Annotated in this window: 24 protein-coding genes; 10 read left to right on the top strand and 14 right to left on the bottom strand. The window is 63.3% G+C overall.

The window, feature by feature from the left end; translation table 11 throughout:
- The first annotated feature begins 28 nt into the window (after positions 1-28).
- On the top strand, positions 29-508 hold the full coding sequence (locus H7A19_17475; protein ID MCP5476625.1) for a hypothetical protein: 480 nt from the start codon (positions 29-31) through the stop codon (positions 506-508).
- A gap of 301 nt (positions 509-809) precedes the next feature.
- On the opposite strand, the gene H7A19_17470 is transcribed toward H7A19_17475, so the two are convergent.
- Positions 810-1,793, bottom strand: coding sequence for a formate dehydrogenase accessory sulfurtransferase FdhD (locus H7A19_17470; protein ID MCP5476624.1), 984 nt, complete (start codon positions 1,791-1,793; stop codon positions 810-812).
- A 35-nt stretch (positions 1,794-1,828) separates the two neighbouring features.
- Between H7A19_17470 and H7A19_17465 the strand changes: the two genes are divergently transcribed.
- The gene (locus H7A19_17465) at positions 1,829-2,638 is read left to right on the top strand and encodes a hypothetical protein (GenBank protein ID MCP5476623.1); all 810 of its coding nucleotides are present in this window, start codon (positions 1,829-1,831) and stop codon (positions 2,636-2,638) included.
- A gap of 434 nt (positions 2,639-3,072) precedes the next feature.
- Here H7A19_17465 and H7A19_17460 read toward each other — a convergent pair whose 3' ends face one another.
- The 7 genes from H7A19_17460 to H7A19_17430 all read right to left on the bottom strand — a co-directional run bounded on the left by H7A19_17460 (position 3,073) and on the right by H7A19_17430 (position 9,091).
- Complete coding sequence (locus H7A19_17460) at positions 3,073-4,602, bottom strand: 4Fe-4S binding protein (GenBank protein ID MCP5476622.1); 1,530 nt, start codon at positions 4,600-4,602, stop codon at positions 3,073-3,075.
- A 262-nt stretch (positions 4,603-4,864) separates the two neighbouring features.
- Entirely contained in the window at positions 4,865-5,128 is a 264-nt protein-coding gene (locus tag H7A19_17455; protein MCP5476621.1) for a hypothetical protein, read from the bottom strand.
- Positions 5,129-5,187: 59 nt separating this feature from the next.
- Positions 5,188-6,102 carry a cytochrome-c oxidase, cbb3-type subunit III gene (gene ccoP / locus H7A19_17450; GenBank protein ID MCP5476620.1) on the bottom strand — a complete coding sequence of 305 codons (915 nt, stop codon included), beginning with the start codon at positions 6,100-6,102 and terminating at the stop codon, positions 5,188-5,190.
- Positions 6,099-6,248 carry a CcoQ/FixQ family Cbb3-type cytochrome c oxidase assembly chaperone gene (locus H7A19_17445; GenBank protein ID MCP5476619.1) on the bottom strand — a complete coding sequence of 50 codons (150 nt, stop codon included), beginning with the start codon at positions 6,246-6,248 and terminating at the stop codon, positions 6,099-6,101. Before H7A19_17445 ends, ccoP begins: the two co-directional genes overlap by 4 nt.
- On the bottom strand, positions 6,245-6,961 hold the full coding sequence (gene ccoO / locus H7A19_17440; GenBank protein ID MCP5476618.1) for a cytochrome-c oxidase, cbb3-type subunit II: 717 nt from the start codon (positions 6,959-6,961) through the stop codon (positions 6,245-6,247). Before ccoO ends, H7A19_17445 begins: the two co-directional genes overlap by 4 nt.
- A 10-nt stretch (positions 6,962-6,971) precedes the next feature.
- Positions 6,972-8,390, bottom strand: a complete 1,419-nt coding sequence (ccoN, locus tag H7A19_17435) for a cytochrome-c oxidase, cbb3-type subunit I (GenBank protein MCP5476617.1) — start codon at positions 8,388-8,390, stop codon at positions 6,972-6,974.
- Positions 8,391-8,518: 128 nt separating this feature from the next.
- Complete coding sequence (locus H7A19_17430; GenBank protein MCP5476616.1) at positions 8,519-9,091, bottom strand: GNAT family N-acetyltransferase; 573 nt, start codon at positions 9,089-9,091, stop codon at positions 8,519-8,521.
- Positions 9,092-9,348: 257 nt separating this feature from the next.
- Between H7A19_17430 and H7A19_17425 the strand changes: the two genes are divergently transcribed.
- Positions 9,349-9,696 carry a hypothetical protein gene (locus H7A19_17425; GenBank protein MCP5476615.1) on the top strand — a complete coding sequence of 116 codons (348 nt, stop codon included), beginning with the start codon at positions 9,349-9,351 and terminating at the stop codon, positions 9,694-9,696.
- A gap of 61 nt (positions 9,697-9,757) precedes the next feature.
- Here H7A19_17425 and H7A19_17420 read toward each other — a convergent pair whose 3' ends face one another.
- The 6 genes from H7A19_17420 to H7A19_17395 all read right to left on the bottom strand — a co-directional run bounded on the left by H7A19_17420 (position 9,758) and on the right by H7A19_17395 (position 19,494).
- Complete coding sequence (locus H7A19_17420) at positions 9,758-10,120, bottom strand: PilZ domain-containing protein (protein MCP5476614.1); 363 nt, start codon at positions 10,118-10,120, stop codon at positions 9,758-9,760.
- 527 nt (positions 10,121-10,647) lie between these two features.
- Positions 10,648-12,168 (bottom strand): lysine--tRNA ligase, encoded by a 1,521-nt coding sequence (gene lysS / locus H7A19_17415; protein ID MCP5476613.1) that lies wholly within the window; start codon positions 12,166-12,168, stop codon positions 10,648-10,650.
- Between the two features lie 301 nt (positions 12,169-12,469).
- Positions 12,470-13,565 (bottom strand): peptide chain release factor 2 gene (gene prfB, locus H7A19_17410; protein ID MCP5476612.1). Its coding sequence is split into 2 segments (ribosomal slippage): positions 12,470-13,492 and positions 13,494-13,565, totalling 1,095 coding nucleotides; the frame shifts between segments, so codons are not numbered across the junction.
- Positions 13,566-13,854: 289 nt separating this feature from the next.
- Positions 13,855-15,618 carry a single-stranded-DNA-specific exonuclease RecJ gene (gene recJ / locus H7A19_17405; GenBank protein MCP5476611.1) on the bottom strand — a complete coding sequence of 588 codons (1,764 nt, stop codon included), beginning with the start codon at positions 15,616-15,618 and terminating at the stop codon, positions 13,855-13,857.
- Between the two features lie 208 nt (positions 15,619-15,826).
- On the bottom strand, positions 15,827-18,220 hold the full coding sequence (locus H7A19_17400) for a M36 family metallopeptidase (GenBank protein ID MCP5476610.1): 2,394 nt from the start codon (positions 18,218-18,220) through the stop codon (positions 15,827-15,829).
- 182 nt (positions 18,221-18,402) lie between these two features.
- Positions 18,403-19,494: a calcium/sodium antiporter gene (locus H7A19_17395; GenBank protein ID MCP5476609.1), complete on the bottom strand. Its 1,092-nt coding sequence runs from the start codon at positions 19,492-19,494 to the stop codon at positions 18,403-18,405.
- A gap of 145 nt (positions 19,495-19,639) precedes the next feature.
- On the opposite strand from H7A19_17395, the gene rpmJ reads away from it, so the two are divergent.
- The 7 genes from rpmJ (at position 19,640) to H7A19_17360 (ending at position 26,847) form a co-directional block, all read left to right on the top strand.
- Complete coding sequence (gene rpmJ / locus H7A19_17390; protein ID MCP5476608.1) at positions 19,640-19,765, top strand: 50S ribosomal protein L36; 126 nt, start codon at positions 19,640-19,642, stop codon at positions 19,763-19,765.
- A 453-nt stretch (positions 19,766-20,218) separates the two neighbouring features.
- Positions 20,219-20,554 carry a hypothetical protein gene (locus H7A19_17385; protein ID MCP5476607.1) on the top strand — a complete coding sequence of 112 codons (336 nt, stop codon included), beginning with the start codon at positions 20,219-20,221 and terminating at the stop codon, positions 20,552-20,554.
- On the top strand, positions 20,551-21,588 hold the full coding sequence (locus tag H7A19_17380) for an agmatine deiminase family protein (protein MCP5476606.1): 1,038 nt from the start codon (positions 20,551-20,553) through the stop codon (positions 21,586-21,588). The genes H7A19_17385 and H7A19_17380 overlap by 4 nt, the downstream gene beginning before the upstream one ends.
- An 8-nt stretch (positions 21,589-21,596) precedes the next feature.
- Entirely contained in the window at positions 21,597-22,475 is an 879-nt protein-coding gene (locus H7A19_17375) for a carbon-nitrogen hydrolase (protein MCP5476605.1), read from the top strand.
- Positions 22,476-22,612: 137 nt separating this feature from the next.
- Positions 22,613-23,842 carry a TraB/GumN family protein gene (locus H7A19_17370; protein ID MCP5476604.1) on the top strand — a complete coding sequence of 410 codons (1,230 nt, stop codon included), beginning with the start codon at positions 22,613-22,615 and terminating at the stop codon, positions 23,840-23,842.
- Positions 23,842-26,514: a DUF349 domain-containing protein gene (locus H7A19_17365; GenBank protein MCP5476603.1), complete on the top strand. Its 2,673-nt coding sequence runs from the start codon at positions 23,842-23,844 to the stop codon at positions 26,512-26,514. The genes H7A19_17370 and H7A19_17365 overlap by 1 nt, the downstream gene beginning before the upstream one ends.
- An 84-nt stretch (positions 26,515-26,598) precedes the next feature.
- Positions 26,599-26,847, top strand: a complete 249-nt coding sequence (locus tag H7A19_17360) for a hypothetical protein (GenBank protein ID MCP5476602.1) — start codon at positions 26,599-26,601, stop codon at positions 26,845-26,847.
- Positions 26,848-26,986 lie beyond the last annotated feature (139 nt).

Below are 26,986 nucleotides of genomic sequence, written 5' to 3'. Positions count from 1 at the left end.
GCAGTGGGCGGTGACCGGCGTGGAGCGGATGCCGGATCTGTTTGCCGGTACGCCCATTCCCGATGAGAAAGTGGTGCTGCGACCGCCGACCGCAGCCGAGAACGTGCTGGCCGACTACAGGACCACCGGCCTGACCCTGGACACGCATCCGCTGAAACTGCTGCGCCCGCAACTGCGCGCACGGCGTATGCGCAGCATCGCCGAGGTGCAGGCATTGGCGCACGGCACACCGGTGCGGGTGGCGGGTCTGGTCACGCTGCGACAGCGACCGGGCACGGCTTCGGGCGTCACCTTCGTCACCCTGGAAGACGAGACTGGCTGGCTCAATCTGATCGTCTGGCGCGATCTGGCCGAGCGCCAGCGCCGGGTGCTGCTGGAATCACAGATGCTCGGCGTCGTCGGTGAATTGCAGAAGGCCGAGGGCGTCACCCACGTGCTGGCCCATCGGCTGGAAGACTTGAGCGAGTTGCTCGCCGGTCTGGATACCCGCTCGCGGGATTTCCATTGATCCCAGGGTGCTGTGGAATTGAGGAGAGCCGCGCGCCTGCGCGGCCGCTTCTGCCTTGCACTACGACAGCCAGAAGCGGCGCCGCAGGCGCGGCGCCCTCCACAGGACCGGCCGCCGCTTGCCATTCATTCGCCGGAACCGGAACCAGGCGGCGATCCCGATGCCCGGCTTTTCGTCCGCAAAGAACGCGAAGGTTTCAAAGGTCGACCAGCAGACCGGCAATCGCCGGCAACATCGCCAGCCGAATTCCTGATTCGCTCTACTTTGCGTCCTTGGCGTCCTTTGGGGATGATCTTCTGCTTCAGGCGATGACTCGCTCGGCGCCACTGTAGATATTGAATCCGTGCTCGCCCAGGAATCCGATCAGGGTGATACCCGCGGCTCGCGCCTGTTCGATCGCCAGGCTGGAAGGCGCCCCCACGGCGGCGACGATGGACGCCCCCGCCATGGTCGCTTTCTGCAGCAGTTCGAAGCTGGCACGCCCGGACAGCAGTAACACCTGATCGGTCCACGGCAGCGTCCTGGCCAAAAAGGCCTGTCCAACCAGCTTGTCGAGCGCATTGTGGCGACCCACATCCTCCCGCAACGCCAGCAACTGCCCTTCCAGATCGAACAAGCCCACGCCATGGCAGCCGCCGGTGGCCGCAAACAGCGACTGTGCCGCGCGCAGACTCTGCGGCAGCCGTCGCAGCACGGTAGCGTCTACGCGCTTGCTGCCTGACACCCGTCGCGACTGCGAACTTGCGGTCACGGCCTCCAGTGAGGTCTTGCCGCAGACGCCGCAACTGGAATTCATGGTGCCGGCGCGCTGTAGCGAATCCAGGTTCGGCGCGGGTCCGTCAAGGTCTATGCGCACGGCGTTGGGGTTGCCGGCACAGGCGCCAATCTGCACGATCTGGGCTGGATCGCTGAGCACTGCTTCACCATGGAGATAGCCCGCCACCAGTTCCGCATCGTGACCTGGCGTACGCATGCTGATGGCCAGCGTCCGCGCCCCCTCGCCCAGAGCGGGATGCGACAGGCGAATCTCCAGCGCATCCTCGACGGCAATCGAGTCCGGCAGCGACTGACACCCCGCGCTGCTGACCCGAACGATGTCGAACTGCTTCTGCGCTTGCGTTTTCACGACTGCGTTCCGATGGAACTTCCCGGACTGAATCGTAGGCCGAACGCCGTGCGAACGCACCTGAGATCGCCGCCCAGCAGCCCCGCAGCTGTCCGCCCAAGCGTCCGAATTCGGACGGTCACTCGATAACGAATCCGCAAGGTATTGTTTTATATACATATTGCTGCTGGCATGGCAGCTGCATGGAGACCCCCATGGACAAGATCGAATCATCCCGCAAGAAAGAACGCTCGCCAGTGGTCTTTGTGGTCCTGGCAGCCCTGTCGCTGTGTCTGCTCACCCTGAGCTGGCTCTACATCTTCCCGCCGATGATGGGCTCGGTATCGGCCGACACCGTCGAAGCCGCCTACAGCGCATTGGAAGCGCTGTTCGCCGGCCTGGCCTTTCTGGGCCTGCTGTCCACGATCTGGATGCAGCGCCAGGAGTTGCGCCTGCAGCGGGTGGAGATGGCGCAGACCCGCGAGGAAATGCGGCGTCAGGCCGAGGCGCAGGAAAAGAGCGAGCGTGCGCTGCAATCACAGGCAGAGGCCCTGCGCGAGGAAGCCGAGCGCCAGGCTCGCGCCTATCTTCTGATCTCGCTGATGCCCACCGGCAGTTCCAGCTGGGCGCTGGAAATCACCAACGCCGGACGCAGCCCGGCCGAAGACGTGCGCCTCTCGGTGGATCGCCCGGTGTGGCTGTGGGGACGCGATGACGTGCTCAAGCTGATGTCGCAACTGCCGCTGTTTGCCAAGGGCGGATTCAGCATTCCGCCCGGCTTCACGCTGAGCTACGCCCTGCAGGACGGCCGCGTACTGTCCCACGTGTTCGAGCGCACCGTGGACCAACCCACCCAGTTCGCGGTCACCGCCCACTATCGCAGCGGCAATGGCAAGCCGATCGAAGAAACCAGTCGATTCAACCTCGACCTGCTGGAAGAAACCGCCGCCGGCGACAAGGATTTCTGGACCCGCCAGGTGGTGCAGGCACTGCGCGATCTGAAGCCGCGCGAGGGGCGGCAGTGAGGGCATTGGACAGGGCCAACGGTGGGAGCGGGCTCTGCCCGCAATCAGGCTCCCATCTCGAGACAGAACAGATCTCGGCCAGGTGACGTTCTCACCGGACGGCGGTGCCCTTGAAGTCCGCCGTCATGACGGCTCGGCCAGTACCATTCAAGCTCGACGATTCCGCCAGCCGCTTGTGGCCAAGATCTTCAACGCGGAGAACGCCAAGAGGCGCGGAGAACGCGGAGAAAAGCTCAACCGGAATCGCCCCTGCTCTTCTCAGCGTTATTTCTGCTCTTCTCAGCGTTCATTCTGCTTTTCCTTCGCGTTCTTTGCGTCCTGCTTCTGGCGGCAGTTCACCGCAAGTTCCGGTTTTCGCGACAACGAGCAGTGGGAGCGCCGATGCGAGGAAAAGCGATCGCGGCCAGAGGCCGCTCCCACATGAAGGCCGCGGATCAGGGCGCGAAGAAGCGGCTGGTTTCGATGCGCTCGACCTTGCCGTCATCGGCCGCGACCACGCGCAGGCGCAGCGGCTTCATGCCCTTGAATGCGCCGGGTTCGGCTTGCAGCGTCAGCGCCAGATTGTTGATGGCGCCGCCGGCAATCTCGACCTCCGTGTTGCCAACGATGCTCAGTCCGGGCGGATCCAGCACTTCGATGACAAAGCGCCGCGGGGTCTCCGACTTGTTCATGATCTTGAGCTGATAGCTGTTTTCAATCCAGCCGTCGGAGTTTTCACGATAGAGCTCGCCACGATCACGGATCACATCCACGATCAGCGGCACCCGTGTTGCCAGCGAGTACAGCAGGGTCGACACGATCGCCGTCAACAGCAGCGCATAGAACACCGTGCGCTTGCGAATGATCTTGGTCGGCTGACCATGCACGGCATGCTCGGTGGAGTAGCGCACCAGACCGCGCGGATACTCCATCTTGTCCATCACTTCATCACAGGCATCAATGCAGGCCGCACAGCCGATGCACTCATACTGCAGGCCATCACGGATATCGATGCCGGTCGGGCAGACCAGCACGCAGGCCTTGCAGTCGATGCAGTCACCGAGGGCGGTGGGGGTGGGCTGGGTCGTCGACCGGGACTCGGGACTCGGGACTCGGGACTCGGCACTGCCACCCAGATTCGTCGCCTGCTGGACAAGCTCAGCCAGAGCCATCTCCGAGCTGCTCGCCCCCGGACCCGGCTTCTGATCGAGTCCCGAGTCCCGAGTCCCGAGTCCCGGCTCCTCCGCCGTCCTCCGCTCCGCCACCGACTTCACCGAGCGCTTGCGCGCGCCACGCGGCTCACCACGAACATCGTCATAGGTGATGACCAGCGTGTCCTTGTCGATCATCGCGCTCTGGAAGCGGGCGTAGGGGCACATGTACTTGCAGACTTGCTCGCGCAGCAGCCCGGCGTTGCCGTAGGTAGCCAGGCTGTAGAACAGGAACCAGAACAGTTCCCAGCCCCCCAACTGCCAACTGATCAGGCTGTGTCCGAGTTCCCGTATCGGGGTGAAGAAACCGACGAAGGTAAAGCCGGTCCAGAGCGCGAATGTGATCCAGAGGAACTGCTTGGTGGCCTTGAGCCGCAGCTTGCGTGCGTTCCACGGGCCCTTGTCCAGCCGCATCTGGGCATTGCGATCGCCCTCAACCCAACGCTCCATCCACAGGAAGACTTCGGTCCAGACCGTCTGCGGGCAGGCAAAACCGCACCACAATCGCCCGGCCAGCGCGGTAAAGAAAAACAAGCTCAGCGCAGCAACGATCAGCAGCGCCGACAGGTAGAAGAAGTCCTGCGGCCAGAACACCAGACCGAAGATGTAGAACTTGCGGGCTGGCAGATCGAACAGCACGATCTGGCGATCGTCCCAGTTGATCCACGGAAACAGGTAGTACATGCCCAGCAGCCAGAACACCGCCGCCTTGCGCAAGCGCTGGAAGCGCCCATTGACCTCGCGCGGATAGATCTTCTGGTGGGCCGCATACATGGCGCCGTCATCGTGGCTGACGACCTTGAGTGCGACTGGCAGAGGCTTGCCTTCCATGGGGGAGATCCGTGTGGCTGTTGGGATGTGACGGTTTGACGGTTTTACGGCGTTGCCGCTGGTTGGAGGGAACGGGGGTGGGGTCTGGCAGTCGGGGCGCCTGGTGGGATTTCATCGGCTCCGGGGATGCGCTCGTCGCAATGAGCGCGTTGGCTCGCACGGCCCGGAAACAGACTTCGGCCCACGCCCCTGTCCTACTCTTGCCCTATCCTTCCCCACTGCTGAGTCTGCTGGGCCCATCGATCTCACGCCGAGTCCGCAGCAGGATCGAGGTAAACAGGCTGCTGCTGAAGGTACAGGCCCAGAACATGAAGAATCCCAGCGTGTAGCCCAGTTCGCGCGACACCATCACCTGGGGAAAGGTGATAGTGCCAAGCTCGACCGGATCGACGAAAGCAAAGAACACCATGGTCGCCACACCGGCGGCGAAGAATGAGGGCCAGAGCACCGCTCCGACCCTCTGGATCATGGGCACCCCGCCGGACACCGCCTCTCCCTGCTGCACGGCCCCCGGATCGGTGCCGGCCATCAGTGCTGACCCTCGCTCTGAGCCACTTCAGACGCATTGCGCAGGCTGTAGACATAGGCCGCGACCACCTTGACCGCATCTTCGCCGACCAACGGCCCATGGGCCGGCATCTGCCCATTGCGACCCTTGGTCAGGGATTCGGTGATGGCCGCTTCACTGCTGCCGTAGAGCCAGGCCGAGTCGGTCAGATCAGGTGCGCCAAGCGCCGCCATGCCCTTGCCCTCAGGCCCGTGACAGGCCACGCAGATCTGGTCAAAACGCGCCTTGCCCTCCGCCGCAGCGGCTGGATTGTGGCTGAGACCCGCCATCGAGCGCACATAAGCCACCACCTGCGGAGTGCCTTCCGGACCCAGCACGCCCGACCAACTGGGCATGGCTGCGATTCGGCCGTTGAGGATGGTGGTGAGGATCTGATCCGGCTCTCCGCCCCACTGCCAGCTGGCGTCGGTCAGATTCGGAAAACCGACAGCTCCGCGGGCGTCGGTGCCGTGGCAGGTGGCGCAGTTGTTGGCGAAGATATTGCGTCCCAGGCCTACCGCCTCGCTGTTTCGTGACAGCTCGGCCACGTCCATCGCGGCGAAACGGGCGTAGGTCTGCCGCGCAATCTCGTCGTACTTCTGCTGTTCGGCCCGCAGTTGTGCCTCCGAACTCCAGCCCAGGGTGCCGCTGGCCGAACCGAAACCCGGATACAGCACCAGATAGACCGCAGCAAAAACGACCGAGCCCACGAACAACCACAGCCACCAGCGCGGCAGCGGATTGTTGTACTCGGCCAGATCGCCATCCCAGACGTGTCCGGTGGTCTCGCTTTCCTTTTTCTCAGGCTTGCGGGCGGTCATCGCCAGCAGCCAGACGCTGCCACCCACCGTCAGCAGTGTCAGCACGATGACATAGATGCTCCAGGCGCTGTTCATGAGCGACCCTCCTTGTCCTCAAGCGGCAAGCGCGCCATGTCGTCAAAATCGGTGGCGCGCTTGAAGCCATATGCCCAGACGACGATGCCGATGAAGATTCCCATCAGCAGCGCAGTAATGCTGCCCAACGCGACTCCCAGACTCATGATTTCACCTCCTGACTTGAAGCCGGGACTCGGGACTCGGAAGTCGGGTCTTGATCGGCCGAAGCAGCTGCTGCAGTAGCGTCAGGGCCGGGCGCCATCGGCTCGCGCTTGGGCGCATAGCGCCCCAGCGACTGCAGATAGGCGATCGTGGCATCCATCTCGGTCTTGCCGCTGACAGCAGTTGCCACACCAGCGACATCTTCGTCGGTGTAGGGCGTACCCAGGGTGCGCAGCGCGCCCATCTTCGCCGCCAGACCATCGGCGTCGATGAGGTTGTCACTGAGCCAGGGGAAGCCTGGCATGTTTGACTCGGGCACGACATCGCGCGGGTTGTTCAGGTGCACCCGGTGCCAGTCATCGCTGTAGCGACCACCGACGCGGGCCAGATCCGGGCCGGTACGCTTGGAACCCCACAGGAAGGGATGGTCCCAGACCGACTCTGCGGCCACCGAATGGTGACCGTAGCGAGCCGTCTCCGAGCGCAGCGCACGCACCATCTGCGAATGGCAGTTGTAGCAGCCCTCGCGCACATAGACCTCGCGACCGGCCAGTTCCAGTGCCGTGATCGGTTTCATGTCCGGCAGCGGCTGCACCACCTGAGCCTGGAACATCAACGGCACGATCTGCGCAAGGCCGCCGAAGCTGACTACCACGGCAATCCAGATGCCCATGCGGAAGATGTTCTTCTCGAACTTTTCGTGATTGAAGCTCATCGCATCCTCCTCAGGCGTGGGCTGGCGCGGGCACGACAACGGGTGCCGTATCGCGCGCCATCTGTGCGGTGCGCCACATGTTCCAGAGCATGATGAACATGCCCGAGAGCACCAGCAGACCACCCAGGAAGCGCACGTAGTAGTAGGGATACGTGGCCTTCAGGGATTCAACGAAGGTGTATGCCAGGGTGCCGTCGGCATTGGTCGCCCGCCACATCAGGCCCTGCATCACGCCGGCGATCCACATCGAGGCGATGTACAGCACCACGCCGATGGTCATCACCCAGAAATGCACCTCAATGGCCTTGGTCGAGAACATGCCCGGCAGCTTGAGCAGACGCGGGAACAGGCTGTAGACGCAGCCGATGGTGATCATGGCCACCCAGCCGAGGGCGCCGGAATGCACATGACCGATGGTCCAGTCGGTGTAATGACTGAGCGCATTGACGGTCTTGATCGACATCATCGGGCCTTCGAAGGTACTCATGCCGTAGAAGGACAGCGACACGATCATGAAGCGCAGGATCGGATCGGTGCGCAGTTTGTGCCAGGCACCCGAGAGAGTCATCATGCCGTTGATCATGCCGCCCCAACTGGGCGCCAGCAGGATCAGCGAGAACACCATGCCCAAGGACTGTGCCCAGTCCGGCAGCGCGGTGTAGTGCAGATGATGCGGGCCGGCCCACATGTAGACCGCGATCAGCGCCCAGAAATGGACGATTGACAGCCGATAGGAATAAACCGGACGACCGGCCTGCTTGGGCACGAAGTAATACATCATGCCGAGGAAGCCGGCGGTCAGGAAGAAGCCAACCGCATTGTGGCCGTACCACCATTGCACCATCGCGTCGACCGCGCCCGAGTAGATGACATAGGACTTGGTCATCGACACCGGCAACGAGAGGTTATTGACAATGTGCAACAGCGCGATGGTGATGATGTAGGCGGCGAAGAACCAGTTGGCCACGTAGATGTGCGCAATCTTGCGCTTGGCAATGGTGCCGAAGAAGACCACGCCATAGGCCACCCAGACCAGTGTGATCAGGATGTCGATCGGCCACTCGGTCTCGGCGTATTCCTTGCTCTGGGTGATGCCCAGCGGAAACGTGATGGCCACGGCCACGATCACCGCCTGCCAACCCCAGAAGGTGAAGGCCGCGAGCTTGTCACTGAACAGGCGCGCGTGGCAGGTACGCTGGACGATGTAGTAGCTGGTCGCAAACAAGCCGGATCCACCAAAGGCAAAGATCACGGCATTGGTGTGCAGAGGGCGCAGGCGCCCGTAGCTGAGCCAGGGAATATCAAAATTGAGCCAGGGCCACGCCAGCTGGGCGGCGATGAACACGCCGACCAGCATTCCGACGATGCCCCAGATCACGGTCATGACAGTGAATTGCTTCACCACCTTGTCGTTGTATGTTTCGACCATGTGTGGGCGCCTCCAGATACCTAGGTTTAGGTCGGCCGCGATTGTTCATGTTTATGGGCGGCGACAGCTTGACGGAAGTCAACGACAATCCCACAAGAAGGCCAGACCGCGCAACACTTGCAGGTTCTTCACGCTGTCACCTGCGTGGCACCGTGTTGGTCCCCAATTTGCAGGAGATCGATCAAGTGCCTTGGGCTGGGCCAGCCATAGCGATGATCGTGGCTCTCGGCTCCCGGCAGATGATCGTCGTAGCGCATGCCCAGATGGATCGCACCCAGTCGCTCATAGAAGCGGGCGGCCCGCCAGTTGCCGTCCAGCACCCATAGATGCAGCGGCTGATGCGCCCGCAGCTCCTGCGCCTTGCGCGCCAGCATCAGACTCAGCGCACGGCCGATGCCGCGGCCCTTGAAGCCGACCTGCACATGCAGGGCGTCGATCAGCGAACCGTGTAGCGGATCGGCATCCAGCAGCAGACTGGAGAACGCAACCGGCTGACCATCCACCCAGGCCAGCCATGTGAAACGCTCGGCGCTCGGATCGGCCAGTCGAGTGCGCCATAGCGCGCGCCGGTTGCCCAGCAGATCCTGGTCCAGCAGGAAGTCCGCGACCAGCCCGCGATAGGTGGCGCGCCAGCTCTCACTGTGCAGGCACGCGATTACTTCCAGATCGGGCATCCCGGCAAGGCGAATGTCGAGCCGCATGCTGCCCCTCCGCTTCGAAAGCTCGTAACCGTGGCGACCATCGGGCCAGCGGGCGCGCCGGTCGGGATCGCGCCCACCTGCCCGACAAAGCAGTGCAGACTTGTCGTCGATGACGGAGTCCTCTTGAGGTCATGATGCCTGACTTGCCTGATGCTTCAAGTGCGGCTGCGGCTGAGCCCGAAATTCATCCAGCCGATCCCGCCGAACGCCGACGCACCCTTGCCGCCCTGCTGCTGATCACGGTTGTGGGTGCTCTGTTGCTGCTGGCGCTGCAAAACGAGCTATCGAACATACAGGCGCGTCTGGTCGCGGGCGACTCCGAACTGGCTGCTGGCCGCTTCATCATGCTGGCACGCGGCTGCTTCCTGTTGCTGGCGCTGGTGGGACTGGTCACCGGCGCGGTCATCGCCCAAGGCGCGCTCGCCGCGATCCGTGAGCAGCGCTTCCCGCATGCCGGGGCACGTCTGCTGATGGCGCGCAAAGTTGTGTACGGGGATCGCGCTGCGTGGATGGGCAGAATGGCGCTGCTGGGTGCCGCCGGATTTGCCGTCGTCGGCTGCGTCGGCGCGGCATACGGGTGGCAACTGCTGAACTTGTTCGAGTAGTCGCAGCGCTGCTGCAGGTGCCAACGCAGCTCAAGGCGTCACCATGCAGCGCTGCCTGCCTTCAGGACTCGTCGCTCCACACTTCCAGGCTGTCGGCATAGCCGCCGAGCAGGTTCCACAGCGGCGCTTCCTTGTCCGACGGTATCTGCGAAAAGGCGAACCCGACCTCGTCGTCCGCTACCCGGGCCACCTTGGCCTCAACGTGGATGTTGAGTTCGTCGCCGAACAGCATGTCCAGTACAAAGCGATCGCCGCGTTGGCCGATCCAGTCTACCGGCCGACGTACCATCACCCCGGTTGCCGAAATGTCCATCAGCTCTGAAGTCCATGACTCATCACCGCGCATCATCAGCACGGCGGAGTTGATTGGCATACGCCGATGTCGCTTGCCCACATTGGGAGTCATAGGCCCAGCCTGATTCATGGAAACATCCCCCTGACGGCGCGCCGCATTTCTATCGAAGCGATCAAACGAAATCAAGGAATCATCGGACGATCGGTAGCTCATCTCGCCTCCGCACGGAAGGCAAACATCTGACCAAAAACCTGCACTGGTACGGAAGCTCGCACATGAGCACGCATTTGCCAATCACCTCTGCGGCAGAACCGCAACCAGGTCTGAGACAACGCTCGCGGCCAACCGCTCCGCGAGCGCCCTCCCCCAAAACCACTGCCAGACATTTCACTACCAATAGGGAGGCCTAGCAAGAGCCATTCCATCGGCCGCGACGTATTGAAAAACAATGCAATAGAGCAAACTTCGAATCGACTGCTTCAGCTTGGCGGGCAGGCTCACCATGACCGATGGCGGCGAGTCAAGTCGGGTGACAGGCGCTACCGGAGGGTCACGATCCCCGCGAGACAGCCTTCCGAGCAGTGGCATGGGCCGGGGATTGCCGCAGCAGAGCACTTGCTGACACAAAGCGTCGCGTCAGTCTGTCACTTCCGCGCTCAAGCCTCGGGACGCATGTACGGGAACAGCAGCACGTCCCGAATCGAAGCCGAGTCGGTGAACAGCATGACCAGACGATCGATGCCGATGCCCTCGCCGGCCGTCGGCGGCAGGCCGTATTCCAGGGCCCGAATGTAGTCGTCATCAAAATGCATGGCCTCGGCATCCCCCGCGTCCTTGGCCTGGGCCTGGGCACGAAAGCGCTCGGCCTGGTCCTCGGCGTCATTGAGCTCCGAAAAGCCGTTGGCCAGCTCGCGGGCGACGATGAACAACTCGAAGCGATCGGTGACTTCCGGATCCTGGTCATTGCGACGCGACAGCGGCGACACTTCGGCCGGGTATTCGGTAATGAAGGTCGGTTGGATCAGCTGATCCTCGACCGTCAGCTCGAAGATCTCGGTCAGCAAACGCCCCCAGCCCCAATCGGGCTTCGTCGGAATGCGCAGGCGCTTGCAGTGTTCGCGCAGGCGCTCCAGATCGCGGCAATCCTCACGCGAGATTTCCGGGTTGCGTTGCAGCACGGCATCCGTCATCGGCAGGCGCTGGAAGGCCGGCCCGAAGTCGATCTGCTGGCCCTGGTAGGCGACCACTGTGCTGCCATCCAGCTCGACCGCCAGTTCGCGCAGCATGCGCTCGGTCAGGTCCATCAGATCGCGGTAGTCAGCGTAGGCCCAGTAGAACTCGAGCATCGTGAACTCGGGATTGTGCCGGGTGGACACGCCTTCGTTGCGGAAATTGCGATTGATCTCGTAGACGCGCTCGATACCGCCCACCACCAGACGCTTGAGGTACAGCTCCGGTGCCACCCGCAGGTACAGCTTCATGTCCAGTGCATTGTGATGGGTCACGAAAGGTCGTGCGGTGGCGCCACCCGGAATGGCGTGCATCATCGGCGTTTCCACTTCCAGAAAGCCGTACTCGGGCTGCTCCAGGAAGCGGCGGATGAAGCTCACAATCCGGGAACGCCGCCGGAATACGGCGCGCACCTCGTCGTTGACGATCAGATCGACATAGCGCTGGCGATAGCGGACCTCGGTATCGGACAGTCCATGCCACTTGTCCGGCAAGGGACGCAGCGATTTGGTCAGCAGGCGAAGCTGATCGGCGCGCACACTGAGCTCGCCGGTGCGGGTGCGCATCAGCGGGCCGGCGGCGCCGACGATGTCGCCGATGTCCCAGCTCTTGAAGGCCTCGTAGACTTCCCCCAGCGAAGCCCCCTGCAGAAACAGCTGGATGCTGCCCGACTGGTCCTTGATGGTGACGAAACTGGCCTTGCCCATGATCCGCTTGGCCATGATCCGCCCGGCCAGTTGCACGCGCTTGCCCAGCGCATCCAGCGCTTCGCCAGTCCATTGCTCGCGATCGGCGAATTCCGCCTGCAGCGGCGCACAGAGCGCGTCGATGCGAAAATCATTCGGGAAGGCGATGCCCTGCTCGCGCAAGCTAGCGAGCTTGGCGCGGCGCTCGGCAATGATGTGATTGTCGTCGCTGGAGCTGGCGGGGGTCTGCTCTTCACTCATGGTTGGGACTCGGCTGGGAAGTGGGGAATCTATCGTCGAGGTGGATCGTATCGCCTCGCACGCTATGCGAAACAGGGTGAAGACACTGCTCTAGCCCTTGCGGACGCGTTGTCGCGATCCGCCGACGTCGTCCGCACGCAGCGCACGCGCCATGAACCTGTGGGAGCGGACTCTGTCAGCGATCGATCCTGCGACTGACTCCAACGTCCCGGATCGCGGCTGAAGCCGCTCCCACAGTGGACGCACCTGCGACACGGCTTCCTGGTCAGGGTTGAACCAAGGCCAGAAAACACAATGCCGGCTACAAGCCCATCTTCAGGCTGGCCTCGATGTAATCATCCAGATCACCATCGAGCACGGTTTGCGTGTCGCGCCGCTCCACCCCGGTACGCAGATCCTTGATGCGGGCATCGTCAAGCACATAGCTGCGGATCTGATGACCCCAGCCAATCTCGCTCTTGGTGGCTTCCAGCCGATCCTTCTCGGCATTGCGCTTCTGCACCTCCAGCTCGTACAGCTTGGCCTTCAGCATCTTCATGGCGCGATCGCGGTTGGCGTGCTGCGAGCGTTCGGTCTGACAGGCCACGACCGTGTTGGTGGGCACGTGGGTGATGCGCACCGCCGACTCGGTCTTGTTGACGTGCTGACCACCGGCACCCGAGGAACGGTAGACGTCGGTCTTGAGGTCGGCTGGATTGATGTCGATCTCGATATCGTCATCGACTTCAGGCGCCACGAACACGGAAGCAAAGGACGTGTGTCGGCGCTTGTTCGAGTCAAACGGCGAGATCCGCACCAGCCGATGCACGCCGATCTCGGTTCGCAGCCAGCCGAAGGCGTAGTCGCCCTCGACCCGCAGCGAGGCACTCTTGATCCCAGCCACGTCACCCGCGCTGACTTCCAGCAGTTCCGTGCTGAAGCCCTTGCGCTCGCACCAGCGCAGATACATGCGCAGCAGCATTTCTGCCCAGTCCTGGGCCTCGGTACCGCCAGCGCCGGCCTGGATGTCGACATAGGCGGGGTTCGGGTCCATGGCGTTGCTGAACATGCGCTGGAATTCGATGCGCCCGACGCGTTCCTCGAAGCCGGCCACATCCTTTTCCAGCGTCGCCAGCGAATCGGCGTCGTCCTCTGCCTCGATCATCTCCAGCAGCTCGATCGAATCGGCAATACCCTGGGTCAGCTCGGTCAGGCCCTTGACCACAGCTTCGAGACGAGCGCGTTCCTTGCCCAGTTCCTGGGCCCGCTCGGGCTTGTTCCAGACATCCGGGTCTTCCAGTTCGCGGCTGACTTCGTCTAGCCGATCCTGCTTGTGGTCGAAGTCAAAGAAACCCCCTCAGCGCATCGACGCGCTGGCGCAGATCCGCGAGATTCGCGGCGAGCGCATTTGTTTCCATGGATGGTGATCCGGCAAAAAGTGAGCCGCGAATGGTAGCAGAGCCGCATGGGGCTGGGGCACGAGGGCACGAGGGCACGAGGGCACGGGGCACGAGGGCACGGGGCACGAGGGCACGGGGCACGGGGCAGGAGAAAGGCTATGAGCTTGAGGGCTCTTGTGGGTCCAGACTTGTCTGGACGCTCCTGGCTACATGCGGAAGAAGCGTCCAGACAAGTCTGGACCCACCAAAGCCAGGAACCCCTTGACCTTTTCTCGCGCCCTCGCGCCCTCGCGCCCTCGCACTCAAGCTAGACCGCAAACCCATGGCGCACGCGCACGCTGACGCTCTCGGCGCCTTGCCAGCGCTCCACGGTCAGCTGGTACAGCAGCCGCAACCGGGTCGGTGCGATGTCGAGCACGTCCTGGGGGGCGGAGAACCAGATCGCATCCACCGGCGTGGCGCCGGCTTCGCTGGCGCGGATGCGCATTTTCAGGTGCTTGCCCTTGAGCACGCGCTGGCTCAACACCACGAACTCGTTGTCGAACAGCGGCTCGGGAAAGGCCTGACCGAAAGGTCCGGCGTTTTCGATCGCCCGGGCCAGATCCAGGGTGTATTCACTCACCGCCAGCGGGCCGTCGGTCCAGACCGTGCGGGTGCGCAGGCCCTCGTCCAGCAGACCATCGACCACGCTCTCGAAAGCCGGCCGCAAGCGGTCCAACTGCGCGGCCTCGACAGTCATTCCGGCGGCCATGGCATGGCCACCGAAACGCAGCAATAGCCCCGGGTGCAGACGATCCAGATCCACCAGAGCGTCGCGCAGATGAAAGCCGGACACAGATCGCCCCGAGCCACGCCATTCTTCGGCACCTTCCGCGGCCGGCGCCAGGGCGATCGTGGGTCGGTGCAAGCGCTCGGCCAACCGGCTGGCGACCAGTCCGACCACCCCCGGATGCCAGCCGGCATCGGCCACCACCAGTGCCGACGGCAGTTCGCCCTGCCGCCCGCCGAGCAGATTGTCGACGATGACCGCCGCGTCGCGTTCCATATCGGCCTGCACCGATCGCCGTTCGCGATTGAGTTCAGACAGCTGGGTCGCCAGTTCACGGCTTTCATCGATGTCATCGGAAACCAGACAACGGATGCCGAGCGCCATGTCATCCAGGCGACCTGCCGCATTCAACCGCGGCCCGATCTGGAAGCCCAGATCGCTGGCCTGCAGCTGTTTGGGATCACGCCCGGCGCTCTCGATCAGCGCCGCCAGGCCGGTACTGGCGCGACCTGCCCGAATCCGCCGCAGGCCCTCCGCCACCAGGATGCGATTGCTGCGATCCAGCGGCACAAGATCGGCGACAGTGCCCAGAGCCACCAGATCCAGCAGCGAGGCCAGTTGCACCGGCGCCAGCAGCGCGTCGCGCCGAGTGAGTTCGGCACGCACGGCAGCCAGCACATGAAACATCACGCCGACGCCGGCCAGCGCCGCAAGCGCATGCGGCGCGCCGCAGGCATTGGGATTGACGATCGCCAGCGCCGCCGGCAGTTCCGCCCCCGGCAGATGGTGATCGGTGACCAGCACATCGATACCGGCAGCCACAGCCCGCGCGACGCCGGCAATGCTCGACGTGCCCTGGTCCACCGTCAGCAATACCTGAGGCTGCAAGGACAGCAGTTCGTCAACCAACCCAGGCGACAACCCGTAGCCATGCCGCGCCCGATCCGGCACCGCAAAATGCACATCACGCGCGCCCAGCGACCGCAGTCCACGCACCGCCACCGCCGTGCCGGTGGCACCGTCGGCGTCGAAATCACCCACGACCAGGATGCGCTGGTTCTCGATGACTGCGTCGGCCAGCCTCGACGCCGCGATATCCAGGCCATCCAGGCCCTGTGGCGCACTCAATCCGCTCACGCGCAGGTCCAGCTCGGCCACCGAACTGACGCCGCGGGCCGCCAGCACGCTGGCCAGCCGCGCCGGCAGATCACGCGCCAGTATGGCTGCGGCGGAAGGCACCGCCCGCCGCAGTATCTGCATCGAAGTCTGGGCCTGGGGGTAGCCGGACGTCAGACTATTCAACGCCAGCCGTCCGGACGCCGGGTGCACGTTGGAGCCGCAACCGATTCGCGGTGATCCCACCATCGGCAGTGCGGCCGAGCCAGCTCGAGCCGGATTCGCGGCGAAGAGCGGAATCCGCACGATGGTGTCGTGCGGATTCCTGCTCACTCAAGTACCCACCTCGTACCCTCAGCTCAGGTGGGCTGGTCACAGCGGCTGAACCGGAAGCTCAGTCCTCAAAGCCATTGGCGAACAGATCGTTGTTGCACGCGGGCGGCACACCGAAATCTTCGACCTCGTCGCCACGCGCAAACGTGCCACCGACGGCATTGACACCCAGACCCTTGGCCGCGAAGGCCCGCCAGATCCGGCAGCTGTTGGCGCCCCCGTTGTTCGCGGTATCGGCAGCCAGAATGGCGTCACGGGCCTGGACCATGGTGGGCGAGCACGGTTGCAGCTTCATGCCATCCACCACCAGCTGAATCGTCAAGTTGTTGCCACCCGTGCCGGTGTAAAGATTGGCGTCGTAGCCGTAGGCCTGCACCATCTGCCAATACAGGTTCCACAGCGCCCCAGCCCAAATCTCACCAATGCCATGCGGCGCATTGGTGGTGGCGACGTTCGCGTAGGTTTGCGGACTGACCAAGGGATCGGTGGAATAAGGGAAATTGCGGATTCCCGGCCCAGTGGCCGGCGCCTGGAAGCTTGAGTAGGTTCCGACGAATCGCGGTGTTGTCGCGGTATCTGTGGCCTTCGCATGCAACACCAATGCCCAGAAATCGCTCCACCCCTCACCACCCTGTTCGGAAATTGCGCTGGCTGGCAGGTTCGTGCTCAGACAACTGGCGTTCGAAGGCCCTCCGGTCAGACGATTGGAAATCCCGTGACCGTATTCGTGAGCGATGATGCCGGCATCCATGTCCGAGTCACGGTGGGGCAAGGACGATCGCAGATTCACGTTGACCCCAGGACTGGGCAACTGCGCCTTGATCAGATTGCCGTCTGATTGACTGACCATCATGGACCGAATCGTGACCGATCCGCCGCTGACGCCTGGCCCCATCGCAATCGTCGGCGGGCTTGCGGTGTTATTCACCACGACCGCAGCAATGGCACCCGCATTCTGTGCGTTGAGCACCTTCAGGCCAAACTCGCAGTTACCGCGATCCAGGATTGCGATCTTGCCGCTCAAGCTTCCGGGTGGCGAGGCCTCACAGCTGTCGGATGTGCTCACGCCGCCGCCGTCGTTCACCAATTGAAGAGCGCCCGCCTGTCCTGCAAGCGTGAAGATCGGGCCAAAACTGGCAGCCGATCCCGCATAGGTCCCGGCAATACCCGGCGGGCTGCCGACGACCAGCTCAACAGGTGCCAACCAGCGGAACATCTGCATTCTCGGCGCATTGCCGTCCGGCGGAGTGGCGAAATTTGCATTGTTGTTGGATCCCGTCTGCAATGCGTCCAGCGCATCGGCATTGACGGCATCATTTCCGGCACCACCATTTCCATAATTGTTGGTCTGGAAATTGCCGGCCGACTCGTCGAACCCATACTGGTAGGTCACATCGTGCATGATGTTGTTCCAGTAGTAGAGATTGACGATCGCCGCGTTCAGATTGCTGCCGACCTCGGGATCAGCCCCGGCATTGAAAGCGAAATCGAATACCAGGGGGTTGGAACCCGTGCCGCTCGGCCTGGTGCCGCCGGCGTTGTTGCCGTCGAGATCATCCTGCGCGTTGACGTTATTGCCGCGGGTATCGGTGAACTCCCCACCGGCAACTCCGTTGGTATCGTGCCAACCGAAGGGCGATGCTGTTGGATCATGGGGATCGCTAACCAGCTGATGCCCGGTTTGATCGGGGTTCTCGAAAGGGAAAGGGAAGACACGATACTGGTAGCTCGTTCCCCCTGCCGCCGCCTTCTCGGAGCCGTGTTCGGCCATGTAATTCACTTGTCCGATCAGCTCGCCGGTTACCGCATCAATACGCAGCGACCACCAATTGGCTGTATCCGTCTCGCGAATCACCATGTCCCAAGCAAGGCGCACGCTGCGACCATCTTCCACGGGCTGGTAGATGAGCTGCACGGGAATGTCATCTGCCGAGATGCCAGCTCCGGAGTAGATCGCTTTTTGAGCTGGCCCACCGTCCTGGCGCAACAGCATCAACGGAGCGCGAATGTTGGTACCGATGGCGCTGGCTGCAAAGCTGATGGCTGCCGCTGCATTGATCTCCGGTTGCAGCACCGTCGCCTTGCTGGACAGATCGGGGACAAATGCTTGGTGCATGTTGATGATGGAGCCGTCCGCTGCCACGTTGATCGCGAGGTCCGCGTTCCATACTTCGATGCCGCCAATTCGCTGACGCCAGTAAAGGTGGCGGATACCGTTATGACGGGTGACATAGTCATCCTTGAGCAGCATGTCGCCCACGTCCGACGGCGTCAGTCCCAGCGCCCTTGAGCGACCACCAAAATACGACAGAGCCAGGGCTTTGGTGTCGCCCTGCTGGGGTCCGGTCAAGAACTGAAAGGCACCAGTCGGGTTACTGCTCTGCGCATGCGCGAGCGGCATGAACAAGGCAATGGAAACAGCGGTGGCGAGCGCGATTCTTCTGGTGGGATACAAAACCGATACTCCATGGACAGGGTGGACAAAGCTGCCGTTGCAGACTACGGAGGCTGCAGAAGCCGCGGCGGATAGTACACGAGACGAGTTCCCGTATTGTCGACTGCGAGCACTGGGTTCGATCAACAGGATTGGCGAGCATCGCTCGTTCCGCGCAGAGCCATCGACTCTGCGCCGGAAGGTCAGTTGGAATCGCCACCAGATGCCTGCTGCCGCTTCAACATCACCACGATCAGCGTTACCACGGTCAGTGGAACCACAAAGCTCATCATCACCGCCGAGAACGGTCCCAGGGCGTCATGGGCCTGGGCGGCGAGGATCAGGTAGCTGACATAAGCCAGGTAGTAGCCCAGGAATACCGCGCCCTCCCACCGAGCGATCTCCTTACCGCTGATGAAGACGGGCAGACAAGCCACGGCCACCGCGATCAGGACCCAGATATCGAAGGCCAGCACCGATGGCGCAATGCTGAGGCCACCCTCCCCCGCCACCAGACCAGTGATGCCCAGGCAGCCCAGAATGTTGAAGGTATTGCTGCCGACCACATTGCCGACCGCGATGTCGCGCTCGCCCTTGAGCGCCGCGGCTATCGAAGTGGCCACTTCGGGCATGGACGTGCCCGCGGCTACGATCGTCAGGCCGATGACCAGATCACTGACCCCCATGGCCTTGGCAAAAGCTACCGCTGCGGTCACCAGCCATTCCGAGCCGAAGACCAGCAGCACCAGCCCGAGCACCATCAAGCCCAGTTGTGCCGGCAAGGTCGAATCCCAGGCTCCAGCTCGGACCGGGTGTATCTGGGCGTCTGGGTTCACTGGCGCGGCCTGGGACTGCCTGCGTGATTGCACCACCAGAAACACCGTGTATGCGCACATCAGGGTCAGCAGAAGCGCGCCATCCAGAACCGAGATCTGTCCGTCCAGCCCCAGCACCAGCAAGAGCACGCAGGCCGCGATCATGATCGGCACTTCCTGCCGGATCAGCTGCAGATCCACCACCAGCGGAATGATCAGCGCGCTCAGGCCGAGAATGAACAGCACGTTGAAGATGCTGCTGCCGACCACACTGCCGACGGCCAGGTCCGTGCTGCCTTCGAGTACCGCACCCACCGAGACCGCCACCTCGGGGGCGCCGGTGCCGAAGGCCACAATGGTCAAGCCCACCACCAGCGGCGAGATGCCCAGCGACAAGGCCAGCCTGGAGGCGCCACGAACCAGCAAGGTGGCACCCAGGATCAAGGCCATCAGACCGACAACAAAGAGGAATGCGTTCATGGCCGGAAGCATACAATGCCGCCAGCGAAGGCCGATCGGCGTGGATGTCCTGCCGATCCCAACCGAGTGCCTTCGGCTTGCGATGATCAGCAACTTGCGTCTACAATTGCGGGCTAACGTGTAAAGTCATCAGGGACGGTGCGCCATGAAGGTTCTTTCTTCGCTCAAATCAGCCAAGTCGCGTCATCGTGACTGCAAGGTGGTTCGCCGCCGTGGCAAGGTATTCGTGATCTGCAAGAGCAACCCGCGTTTCAAGGCGCGCCAGCGCTGAGTCGAGTTGCCGCTTGTGTGCAGAGGCCGCCTTCGGGGCGGCCTTTGTGTTTCTGGGGTCGGGACTGGAGCCCACCGCTCCTGTGGGAGCGCATTCATGCGCGATGGCTTCTGTGGGAGCGGCTTCGGCCGCGCTCACCAAACTACCGGTAGATCATTGATTTGCGGGCTACAAGAGAAGGGGCAGGGGGCAGGGGTCCAACCTCGATGCATGATCTGACCGTGCCGCGGCGTGGGTCCCCTGCCCCCTGCCCCCTGCCCCCTGCCCCTGCCCCCAGTTTGATGCGCAAACAAGCGCTCCGACAGGCGCAGCCTTGTCACCCGCCGGCCAAAACGACCCGAAGGCCAGAATTCAGCCTGCCGGGGTCACATTTTGTTGCCGCGCCCCTTCTGCCGCCTTCACCTAAGCGCTAATCTAGGCGGCGAACCAGGAATCGCCTGAAGGAGGTGTCCCGTGTCCAAGTTTCGGATCTGTCTGATCCCGCTAGCGCTGGTCTTGGCGCTGGCATCCACCGCGGCATCTGCCAATACCCTGCTGGTGCAGCGTGTCGAGCGCGCCAAGTCTTCGGCCCTGCCACACAAGGGCTCGACCATGGAACAGGTCGAATCCCAGTATGGCGCACCGACGGACAAGAAACCGGCGGTCGGCCAGCCGCCGATCACGCGCTGGATGTATCCGGCATTCACGGTGTATTTCGAGTACAACCATGTGATCAATGCCGTGGTCAACAAGTCCAGTCCTGAAGAAAAAGGTCCGATGCCGGTGGCGGCGCGGCAACCCAGGGAATGACGGCGGCGCCCCGCTGGCCGGCCGAGTGGGAAGCACAGGCCGGAATTCTGCTGGCGTGGCCGCACCAGGACACTGACTGGGCCGCCAATCTGGCGGCGGTCGAAGGCAGCTATCGCGAGTTGATCCACAGCATCCTCGGCTTCGAGGATGTTTATCTGATCGTGGCCAATGCTGCGATCCGCGCCCGCGCCGAATCGGTGCTGGGCAAGGGCGTGAACCATCTCGAGGGCCAGTTGCACTGGATCGAACTGCCCTACAACGACACCTGGCTGCGTGACAGCGGGCCGATCACCCTGCTTGATGGCCGCAAGCCGCGCTGGCTCGATTTCGTGTTCACCGGCTGGGGCGACAAGTTCGAGGCCAGCCTCGACGATGCCATTCCCGCTGGCCTGTCGGCACTGCCGCAGTTTGCCCATATTCCGCGTCAGCGTGTGGACTTCGCCCTCGAGGGCGGTGCCGTCGAAACCGATGGCAAGGGCACGCTGTTGTCGACCTGGACCTGCATGGTGCGCCGGCATCCGGGCAAGTCGCGCAGCGAAGTCGAGAAGATCCTCGGTCAGACGCTGGCACTGGACCGCTTCCTGTGGCTCGAACATGGCGAACTGGCGGGCGACGACACCGATGCCCACATCGATACGCTGGCGCGCTTCGTGTCGCCAGAGCGCATCGTCTATCAGGGCTGCGAATCGCCTTCCGATGAGCACTACCGGGCCTTGCAGGGCATGGCCGGCGAGCTGGAGGCAATGAACGCGCGCAGCGGACGTCCCTTCGAGCTGTTCCCCTTGCCTTTTGCACCCCCCATCCATGCCGACGATGGTCGCCGGCTGGCAGCCTCCTATGCCAACTTCCTGATCATCAACGGCGCGGTACTGATGCCGGGCTATGATGTGGACACGGATCTCGACGCCGCCGAAGTGTTGCAGGCGGCCATGCCCGATCACGATGTCATCATCGTGCCCTGTCGCCCTCTGATCGAACAGAACGGCAGCCTGCATTGCATCAGCATGCAGTTGCCGGAAGGAGTTGTGGTTTGAGTTCACCGTTGAAGGTAGCCCTGGTGCAGGATCGTGACCAGGGCAGCGTTGAAGCCAATCTCAAGCGGATCGAACAGCGGGTAGCCGAAGCCGCCGCCGCTGGCGCGCGTCTGGTGCTGCTGCAGGAACTGCACAACGGTGCCTATTTCTGCCAGCACCAGGATGTGAACGAGTTCGATCGCGCCGAAACCATTCCCGGGCCCAGCAGCGAGCGCCTCTCTGCGCTGGCGGCAAAGCTTGGGCTGGTGCTGGTTGCGTCGCTGTTCGAACGTCGCGCCGCCGGGCTGTATCACAACACCGCCGTGGTCTTCGACGCCGATGGCCGCATCGCGGGGCGCTACCGCAAGATGCACATTCCGGACGATCCGGGCTTCATGGAGAAGTTCTATTTCACGCCGGGCGACCTCGGCTTTGAGCCGGTGGACACGGCCGTCGGTCGATTGGGTGTGCTGGTCTGCTGGGACCAGTGGTATCCGGAAGCCGCACGCCTGATGGCGCTGGCGGGGGCCGAGATGCTGCTTTATCCCACGGCCATCGGCTGGGATCCGCGCGACGATCAGACCGAGCAGCAGCGTCAGCAGCAGGCCTGGATCATCAGCCAGCGTGGCCATGCCGTGGCCAACGGCCTGCCGGTGCTGAGCTGCAACCGCACCGGTTTCGAGGCCGACCCCACCGGCCTGGGTGCCGGTATCCAGTTCTGGGGACACAGCTTCGTGGCCGGGCCGCAGGGCGAGTTTCTGGCCACCGCCAGCAACGATCAGGATGAAGTTCTGCTGGCCGATGTAGACCTCAAGCGCAGCGAGGACGTGCGTCGGATCTGGCCCTTCCTGCGCGACCGACGCATTGACGCCTACGGCGATCTGACCCGGCGCTTCCGTACGCCCTGATTCACGCATGCCAGTCGGAACGAAGCCTGCTTGTAGCGATCGGCGACCGGTTCACATTGCCCGTTCCGAGGGCAACGTGACATGCTCCGCCACCCCAGAACCGACCATCAGCGCAGCCGCGCGGGAATGACTCCACCTTGACTCCAGATTCCAACGCTGCCGCCGATACCCCCACCGATTACAGTGCCTTCGACGGCCAGCCGCTGATCGAAGTGCGCGTGGGTGATATCGATTACACCCTGCTCGGCACGGCGCATGTCTCCAAGGCCAGCGTCGACGCCGTGCGCCATCTGATCGGCAGCCGTGACTTCGACCTGGTCACCGTCGAACTGGACGAGCATCGTCATCACTCGCTGCTGAAACCGGACGACTGGCGCAGTGTCGATCTGTTCAAGATCGTCAAGGACGGCAAGGCCGGCATGTTGGCCGCCAATCTGGCGCTGGGCGCCTACCAACGGCGGCTGGCCGAACAGTTCGGCGTGGAACCCGGCGCGGAGCTAAAGGCAGCCTGCCTGAGCGCCGCAGAACACGGCACGCCGGTCGAACTGATCGACCGCGATGTCGGTGTCACCTTGAAGCGCGCCTATGCCGCGGTCGGCTTCTTCGACAAGATGAGCATCGTTGGCGGTCTGGTGGCCAGCGCCATCAGCAGCGACGAGATCACCGAGGCCGATATCGAGAAACTCAAGGAAGGTGACATCCTCACCAACACCTTCGATGAGTTCGCGCGCCAGAGCAAGCCGTTGCACCATGCGCTGATCGTGGAGCGCGACCGCTACATGGCCGCACGCCTGCGCGAAGTCAGCAAGCCGGGGCAGAAAGTTCTGGCGGTGGTTGGTGCCGGCCATCTGGCAGGTCTGGCCCGCGCGCTGGAAGGCAAGGATGCCGGCGACACCGAATCGCTGGACACGCTTAGGGCGCTGCCGGCGCCGAGCATCTGGCCGAAGCTGATCGGCTACCTGGTCATCGCCATTCTGATCGGTGGCTTTATCTGGGCCTTCAGCAAGGGCGCCGATGTCGGCCGTGATCTGGTGTCCTACTACGTGTTCGCCACCGGCGGTTTCGCCGCCTTGGGCGCATTGGTGGCGGGCGGGCACCCCTTGAGCCTGCTGGCCGCCTTCCTGTCGGCACCGCTGACCGTGCTGCACCCTGCCCTGGCTTCGGGCATGTTCAGTGCCGGTGCCGAGGTCTGGATACGCAAGCCGCGCGTCGCCGACTTTGAAGCGCTGCGCGATGACCTGAAACAGTGGCGTGGCTGGTGGAAGAACCGTGTCGCCCGCACCCTGCTGGTCTTTTTTCTGACCAATGCCTTCACCGGTATTGGTGTCTATCTCACCGGTATCGAATTATTCCGCAGGTTGAGCTGATGAGCCTTTTCTCCTTTCTGTCCAAACCCGCGTGGCAATCGCGCAACGCGGCCAAGCGCGCCGAGGCGGTCGCTCATTCGCGTGAACCGGCGCTGCTGCCCGAGCTGCCGCAGATCCTGCGCAATGACCCGGATGCATCGGTCCGCCGCGCCGCGCTGGAGCGAGTCGATGATCTGACGCTGGTCGCCGATCGCATGAGCAATGACGCCGATGCCGGCCTGCGCGAGCGCGCTAGGGCACGTCTGGTCGATCTGCTGGCCGGTAGCGCGCCGATTGCCGAGCGCCGCCGCGCCTTGGGACTGGTCGAGGAACAGGCATTGTTGGAACAGGTGGCCAAGCGCGCCCCGGAAGCCGAGTTGCGAGCGGCCGCGCTGGAGCGCTGCACCCGCCTGGGCTTCATTGCCGATCGCGTGCTCGAAGACAGTGATGCCGAGCTGCGACTGGCCCTGCTGACGCGGGTCACGGCGACGCAAACCCTGGAGCGTCTGGCCGCGCATGCGCGCACCCGCGACAAGCGCCTCTATCGGGCCATTCGTGAACGCCTGGATGCCGACAAGTACGCCGCCGGAGAAGTCCAGGCCTTGATTGCCAAGGCCGAAGCCCTGTGCCTGAGCCTGGAGCAACAGCTGCGTCATCCCGATGCCGCCACCGCCGAGATGGTGGCCAAGGCCGAAGGCGACTGGCCGGCTCTGCGCACGAAGATCGACGAGCGCTTTGATCGCCGATTCGAAGGCGCGGTGCAAACATTGAAGGCGGCGCTCCACGCCATTTCCCACATCGGTGAGGAAACACCGGCAGCGGAGGCTGCCGACGAGGCTGCCACGGCATCGCCGGAGCCCGCAACGGAATCACTGCCTGTCATGGCCGAAGCCGTCGCTGCCGCCCCGGACACACGCCTCGCGGATCTGTGCGCCCGCGCCGAAGCTCTGGACGACTCCGTACCTGCAGCCGATCTGGATGCGCTTGAACGCCGCTGGCACAACGCCTGGCAAGACAGCTCGGGTATCGTCGACGCGGAAACACTGGAAACGACGTTCCGGTCGCGGATGGCAACATTGCGCGAGCGCATCAAGGCTCAGGATGCCGCACTGGATGAGGCCAGGAAACTGGCCCTGACGGCCATCGAGAAGGCCGCAAAGGCCGTGGAAGATGGCCAGCTCAGCGCCGCCCGCGCCGCCCGCGCCGAGGCTCGCAGCGCCATCGATGCCCTCCCCGCCAGCGCCGCCCGTGCCTTCAATCGACAACTGTCGGAGCTGGAACCGGGCATCGAAAAACTGTCGCGCTGGCAGCGCTGGTCCGACAACAAGGTGCGGCTGCGCCTGTGCGAGGACATAGAGGCCCTGATCGGCAGTGGCATGCATCCCGACGCATTGGCCAACCGCGTTGCCGAGCTGAAGCAGGCCTGGAAGCGCATTGATGACAGCGAAGCCGATCCCGGCGCACCGGTGACCGAATCCGGTCTGGCCAAGCGCTTCCGTTTCCTCTGTCACAAGGCGCTGGAACCGGCACGCGGCTATTTCGAGAAACGCAAGGAAGTGCGTGGCAAGCGCAGCGAGGATTTCGGCGCGTTCATCGAGCGCGCGCGCGCTGAATTGGCTGCAGAGAGCACCGAAGTCAGTCAACTGGTCACGCTGAAACGTGAAGCTGGCGATCGTTTGCGCCGCGCCGACGAAGTGGATCCGCGTCAGCGCGGCGAAATCGGAAAACAGCTGAAGCAACTGATGGAGGCCTGCTCGGCCGCCATTGACGCCCGCTTCAACGCCGTCGCCGAGGAGAAGCAGAAACTCATCAATCAGCTGCGGCGGCAGCTGGCTCATGCCGAACTCGACGCGGCACTGGATCTGGCCAAATCCGCGCAAAAACGCTGGCAGACGCTGGGCAAAGGCTCACACAAGACCGATCAGGCCTTGTGGCAGGAATTCCGCGAACTGGTCGATCCACTGTTCAACCAGCGCAATGAAGAGCTGAAGGCGGTCGATGCCGAGCGCGATGCCGAGCGCGCCTCGGCGCAGGCCTTGATCGACGAACTCAAGACCGTGGTCGAGGGTGAACTCGATGCCACCCATGTCGAGGCCCAGATCGAGCGTATCGAGTCGGCCTGGCGCGCCGACCCCAAACGTCCGAGAGAACTCGAGCGCAGCTTCGATGCCGCTGTGGCCCGGGCGCAGAAGAGCGCCGCGGAACGACGCGCTGCCGAACTCGGCGCCCGCGAGCAACAGGCCGTGACGCTGGCGCAGACGCTCGACGGAATCGAGGCAGACTGGTTGCAGGGCGCGGACGTGACTGCAGGGCTGACCGAGGTCCAGAGCGCGCTGGCTGGCTTGGACAGCACTTTGGTCAGCAGCCTGGGCACGCGACTGACTCGACTGACGCAGGCCAGCGATGACGGCCGCCGGCAACTGACCTCAGCGCAGTTGGCCGAGGCCGAGAAGTTGCTGCTGGAGTACGAGTTTCTGGCAGGCGTGGATTCGCCAGCCGAGCAACAGGCCGCACGCATGAATTTGCAGGTGGAGAAACTGTCTGCGCGCATGAGCAGCGGTCAGTCGACCGACCCCAAGACCGAACGCGCCGCCCTGGACATGCGCTGGTGGTCGACCGGACCGATCAGCCTCGAGGACCGTGAGCGCCTGGCTGCACGCCGGCAGCGCGCGCTGGAGGCCTTGGGCGGATAGCTCGATTTCACGATCTCTTGAAATTGGACCTGTCCTGCCGGACCATGTCGGCAACGTCCGAATTGGCCGTCGCCGGGAGGTTGTGTGCCGCAACGCGAACGCCGACAAGGGCAGCAGCCGCCACCCAGCCGGGTGCTCGAGCGCCTGCTCAACCCCTCCCAGATCGAAACCCTGCGCAGCCTGGAGCATTTTGGCTGGGAACTGAAATACGTCCGCAAGCCCATGTTTCAGGAAGCCGTACCGATCGTTCTCGACGGTGACCGCAAGCACTTTGCGGTGATCGAGACCGACGGCCGATTGAACGAGAGCCCGCCTTTCAAACTTCGGCCCTGACTGGGGAAGCGCCGGTTGTTGGTTGTTGGTTGTTGGTTGTTGGTTGTTGGTTGTTGGTTGAGAGTCCGGTAGATCGGGATTCCCGTCAGTAACCTGTGTATGCGTCATTGCGAGCCACCTGTGTCGACCCGATGCTGCG

Source organism: Rhodanobacteraceae bacterium, assembly GCA_024234055.1.
Lineage (GTDB): Bacteria > Pseudomonadota > Gammaproteobacteria > Xanthomonadales > SZUA-5 > JADKFD01.
The sequence above is the reverse complement of the archived record's forward strand: the minus strand, read 5'-3'. Positions and strand labels throughout refer to the sequence as shown.

What these genes read in the sequence shown, in the direction of transcription:
- H7A19_17455 (MCP5476621.1), bottom strand. Translation starts at nt 5,128, where the DNA reads ATGATCCAGAGGGTCGGAGCGGTGCTCTGGCCCTCATTCTTCGCCGCC.
- rpmJ (MCP5476608.1), top strand. Translation starts at nt 19,640, where the DNA reads ATGAAGGTTCTTTCTTCGCTCAAATCAGCCAAGTCGCGTCATCGTGAC.
- H7A19_17380 (MCP5476606.1), top strand. Translation starts at nt 20,551, where the DNA reads ATGACGGCGGCGCCCCGCTGGCCGGCCGAGTGGGAAGCACAGGCCGGA.
- H7A19_17475 (MCP5476625.1), top strand. Translation starts at nt 29, where the DNA reads ATGCCGGATCTGTTTGCCGGTACGCCCATTCCCGATGAGAAAGTGGTG.
- H7A19_17395 (MCP5476609.1), bottom strand. Translation starts at nt 19,494, where the DNA reads ATGAACGCATTCCTCTTTGTTGTCGGTCTGATGGCCTTGATCCTGGGT.
- H7A19_17365 (MCP5476603.1), top strand. Translation starts at nt 23,842, where the DNA reads ATGAGCCTTTTCTCCTTTCTGTCCAAACCCGCGTGGCAATCGCGCAAC.
- ccoO (MCP5476618.1), bottom strand. Translation starts at nt 6,961, where the DNA reads ATGAGCTTCAATCACGAAAAGTTCGAGAAGAACATCTTCCGCATGGGC.
- H7A19_17460 (MCP5476622.1), bottom strand. Translation starts at nt 4,602, where the DNA reads ATGTATGCGGCCCACCAGAAGATCTATCCGCGCGAGGTCAATGGGCGC.
- H7A19_17470 (MCP5476624.1), bottom strand. Translation starts at nt 1,793, where the DNA reads ATGTATATAAAACAATACCTTGCGGATTCGTTATCGAGTGACCGTCCG.
- H7A19_17420 (MCP5476614.1), bottom strand. Translation starts at nt 10,120, where the DNA reads ATGAATCAGGCTGGGCCTATGACTCCCAATGTGGGCAAGCGACATCGG.
- H7A19_17445 (MCP5476619.1), bottom strand. Translation starts at nt 6,248, where the DNA reads ATGAGTCTGGGAGTCGCGTTGGGCAGCATTACTGCGCTGCTGATGGGA.
- lysS (MCP5476613.1), bottom strand. Translation starts at nt 12,168, where the DNA reads ATGAGTGAAGAGCAGACCCCCGCCAGCTCCAGCGACGACAATCACATC.
- ccoN (MCP5476617.1), bottom strand. Translation starts at nt 8,390, where the DNA reads ATGGTCGAAACATACAACGACAAGGTGGTGAAGCAATTCACTGTCATG.
- H7A19_17430 (MCP5476616.1), bottom strand. Translation starts at nt 9,091, where the DNA reads ATGCGGCTCGACATTCGCCTTGCCGGGATGCCCGATCTGGAAGTAATC.
- ccoP (MCP5476620.1), bottom strand. Translation starts at nt 6,102, where the DNA reads ATGAACAGCGCCTGGAGCATCTATGTCATCGTGCTGACACTGCTGACG.
- H7A19_17465 (MCP5476623.1), top strand. Translation starts at nt 1,829, where the DNA reads ATGGACAAGATCGAATCATCCCGCAAGAAAGAACGCTCGCCAGTGGTC.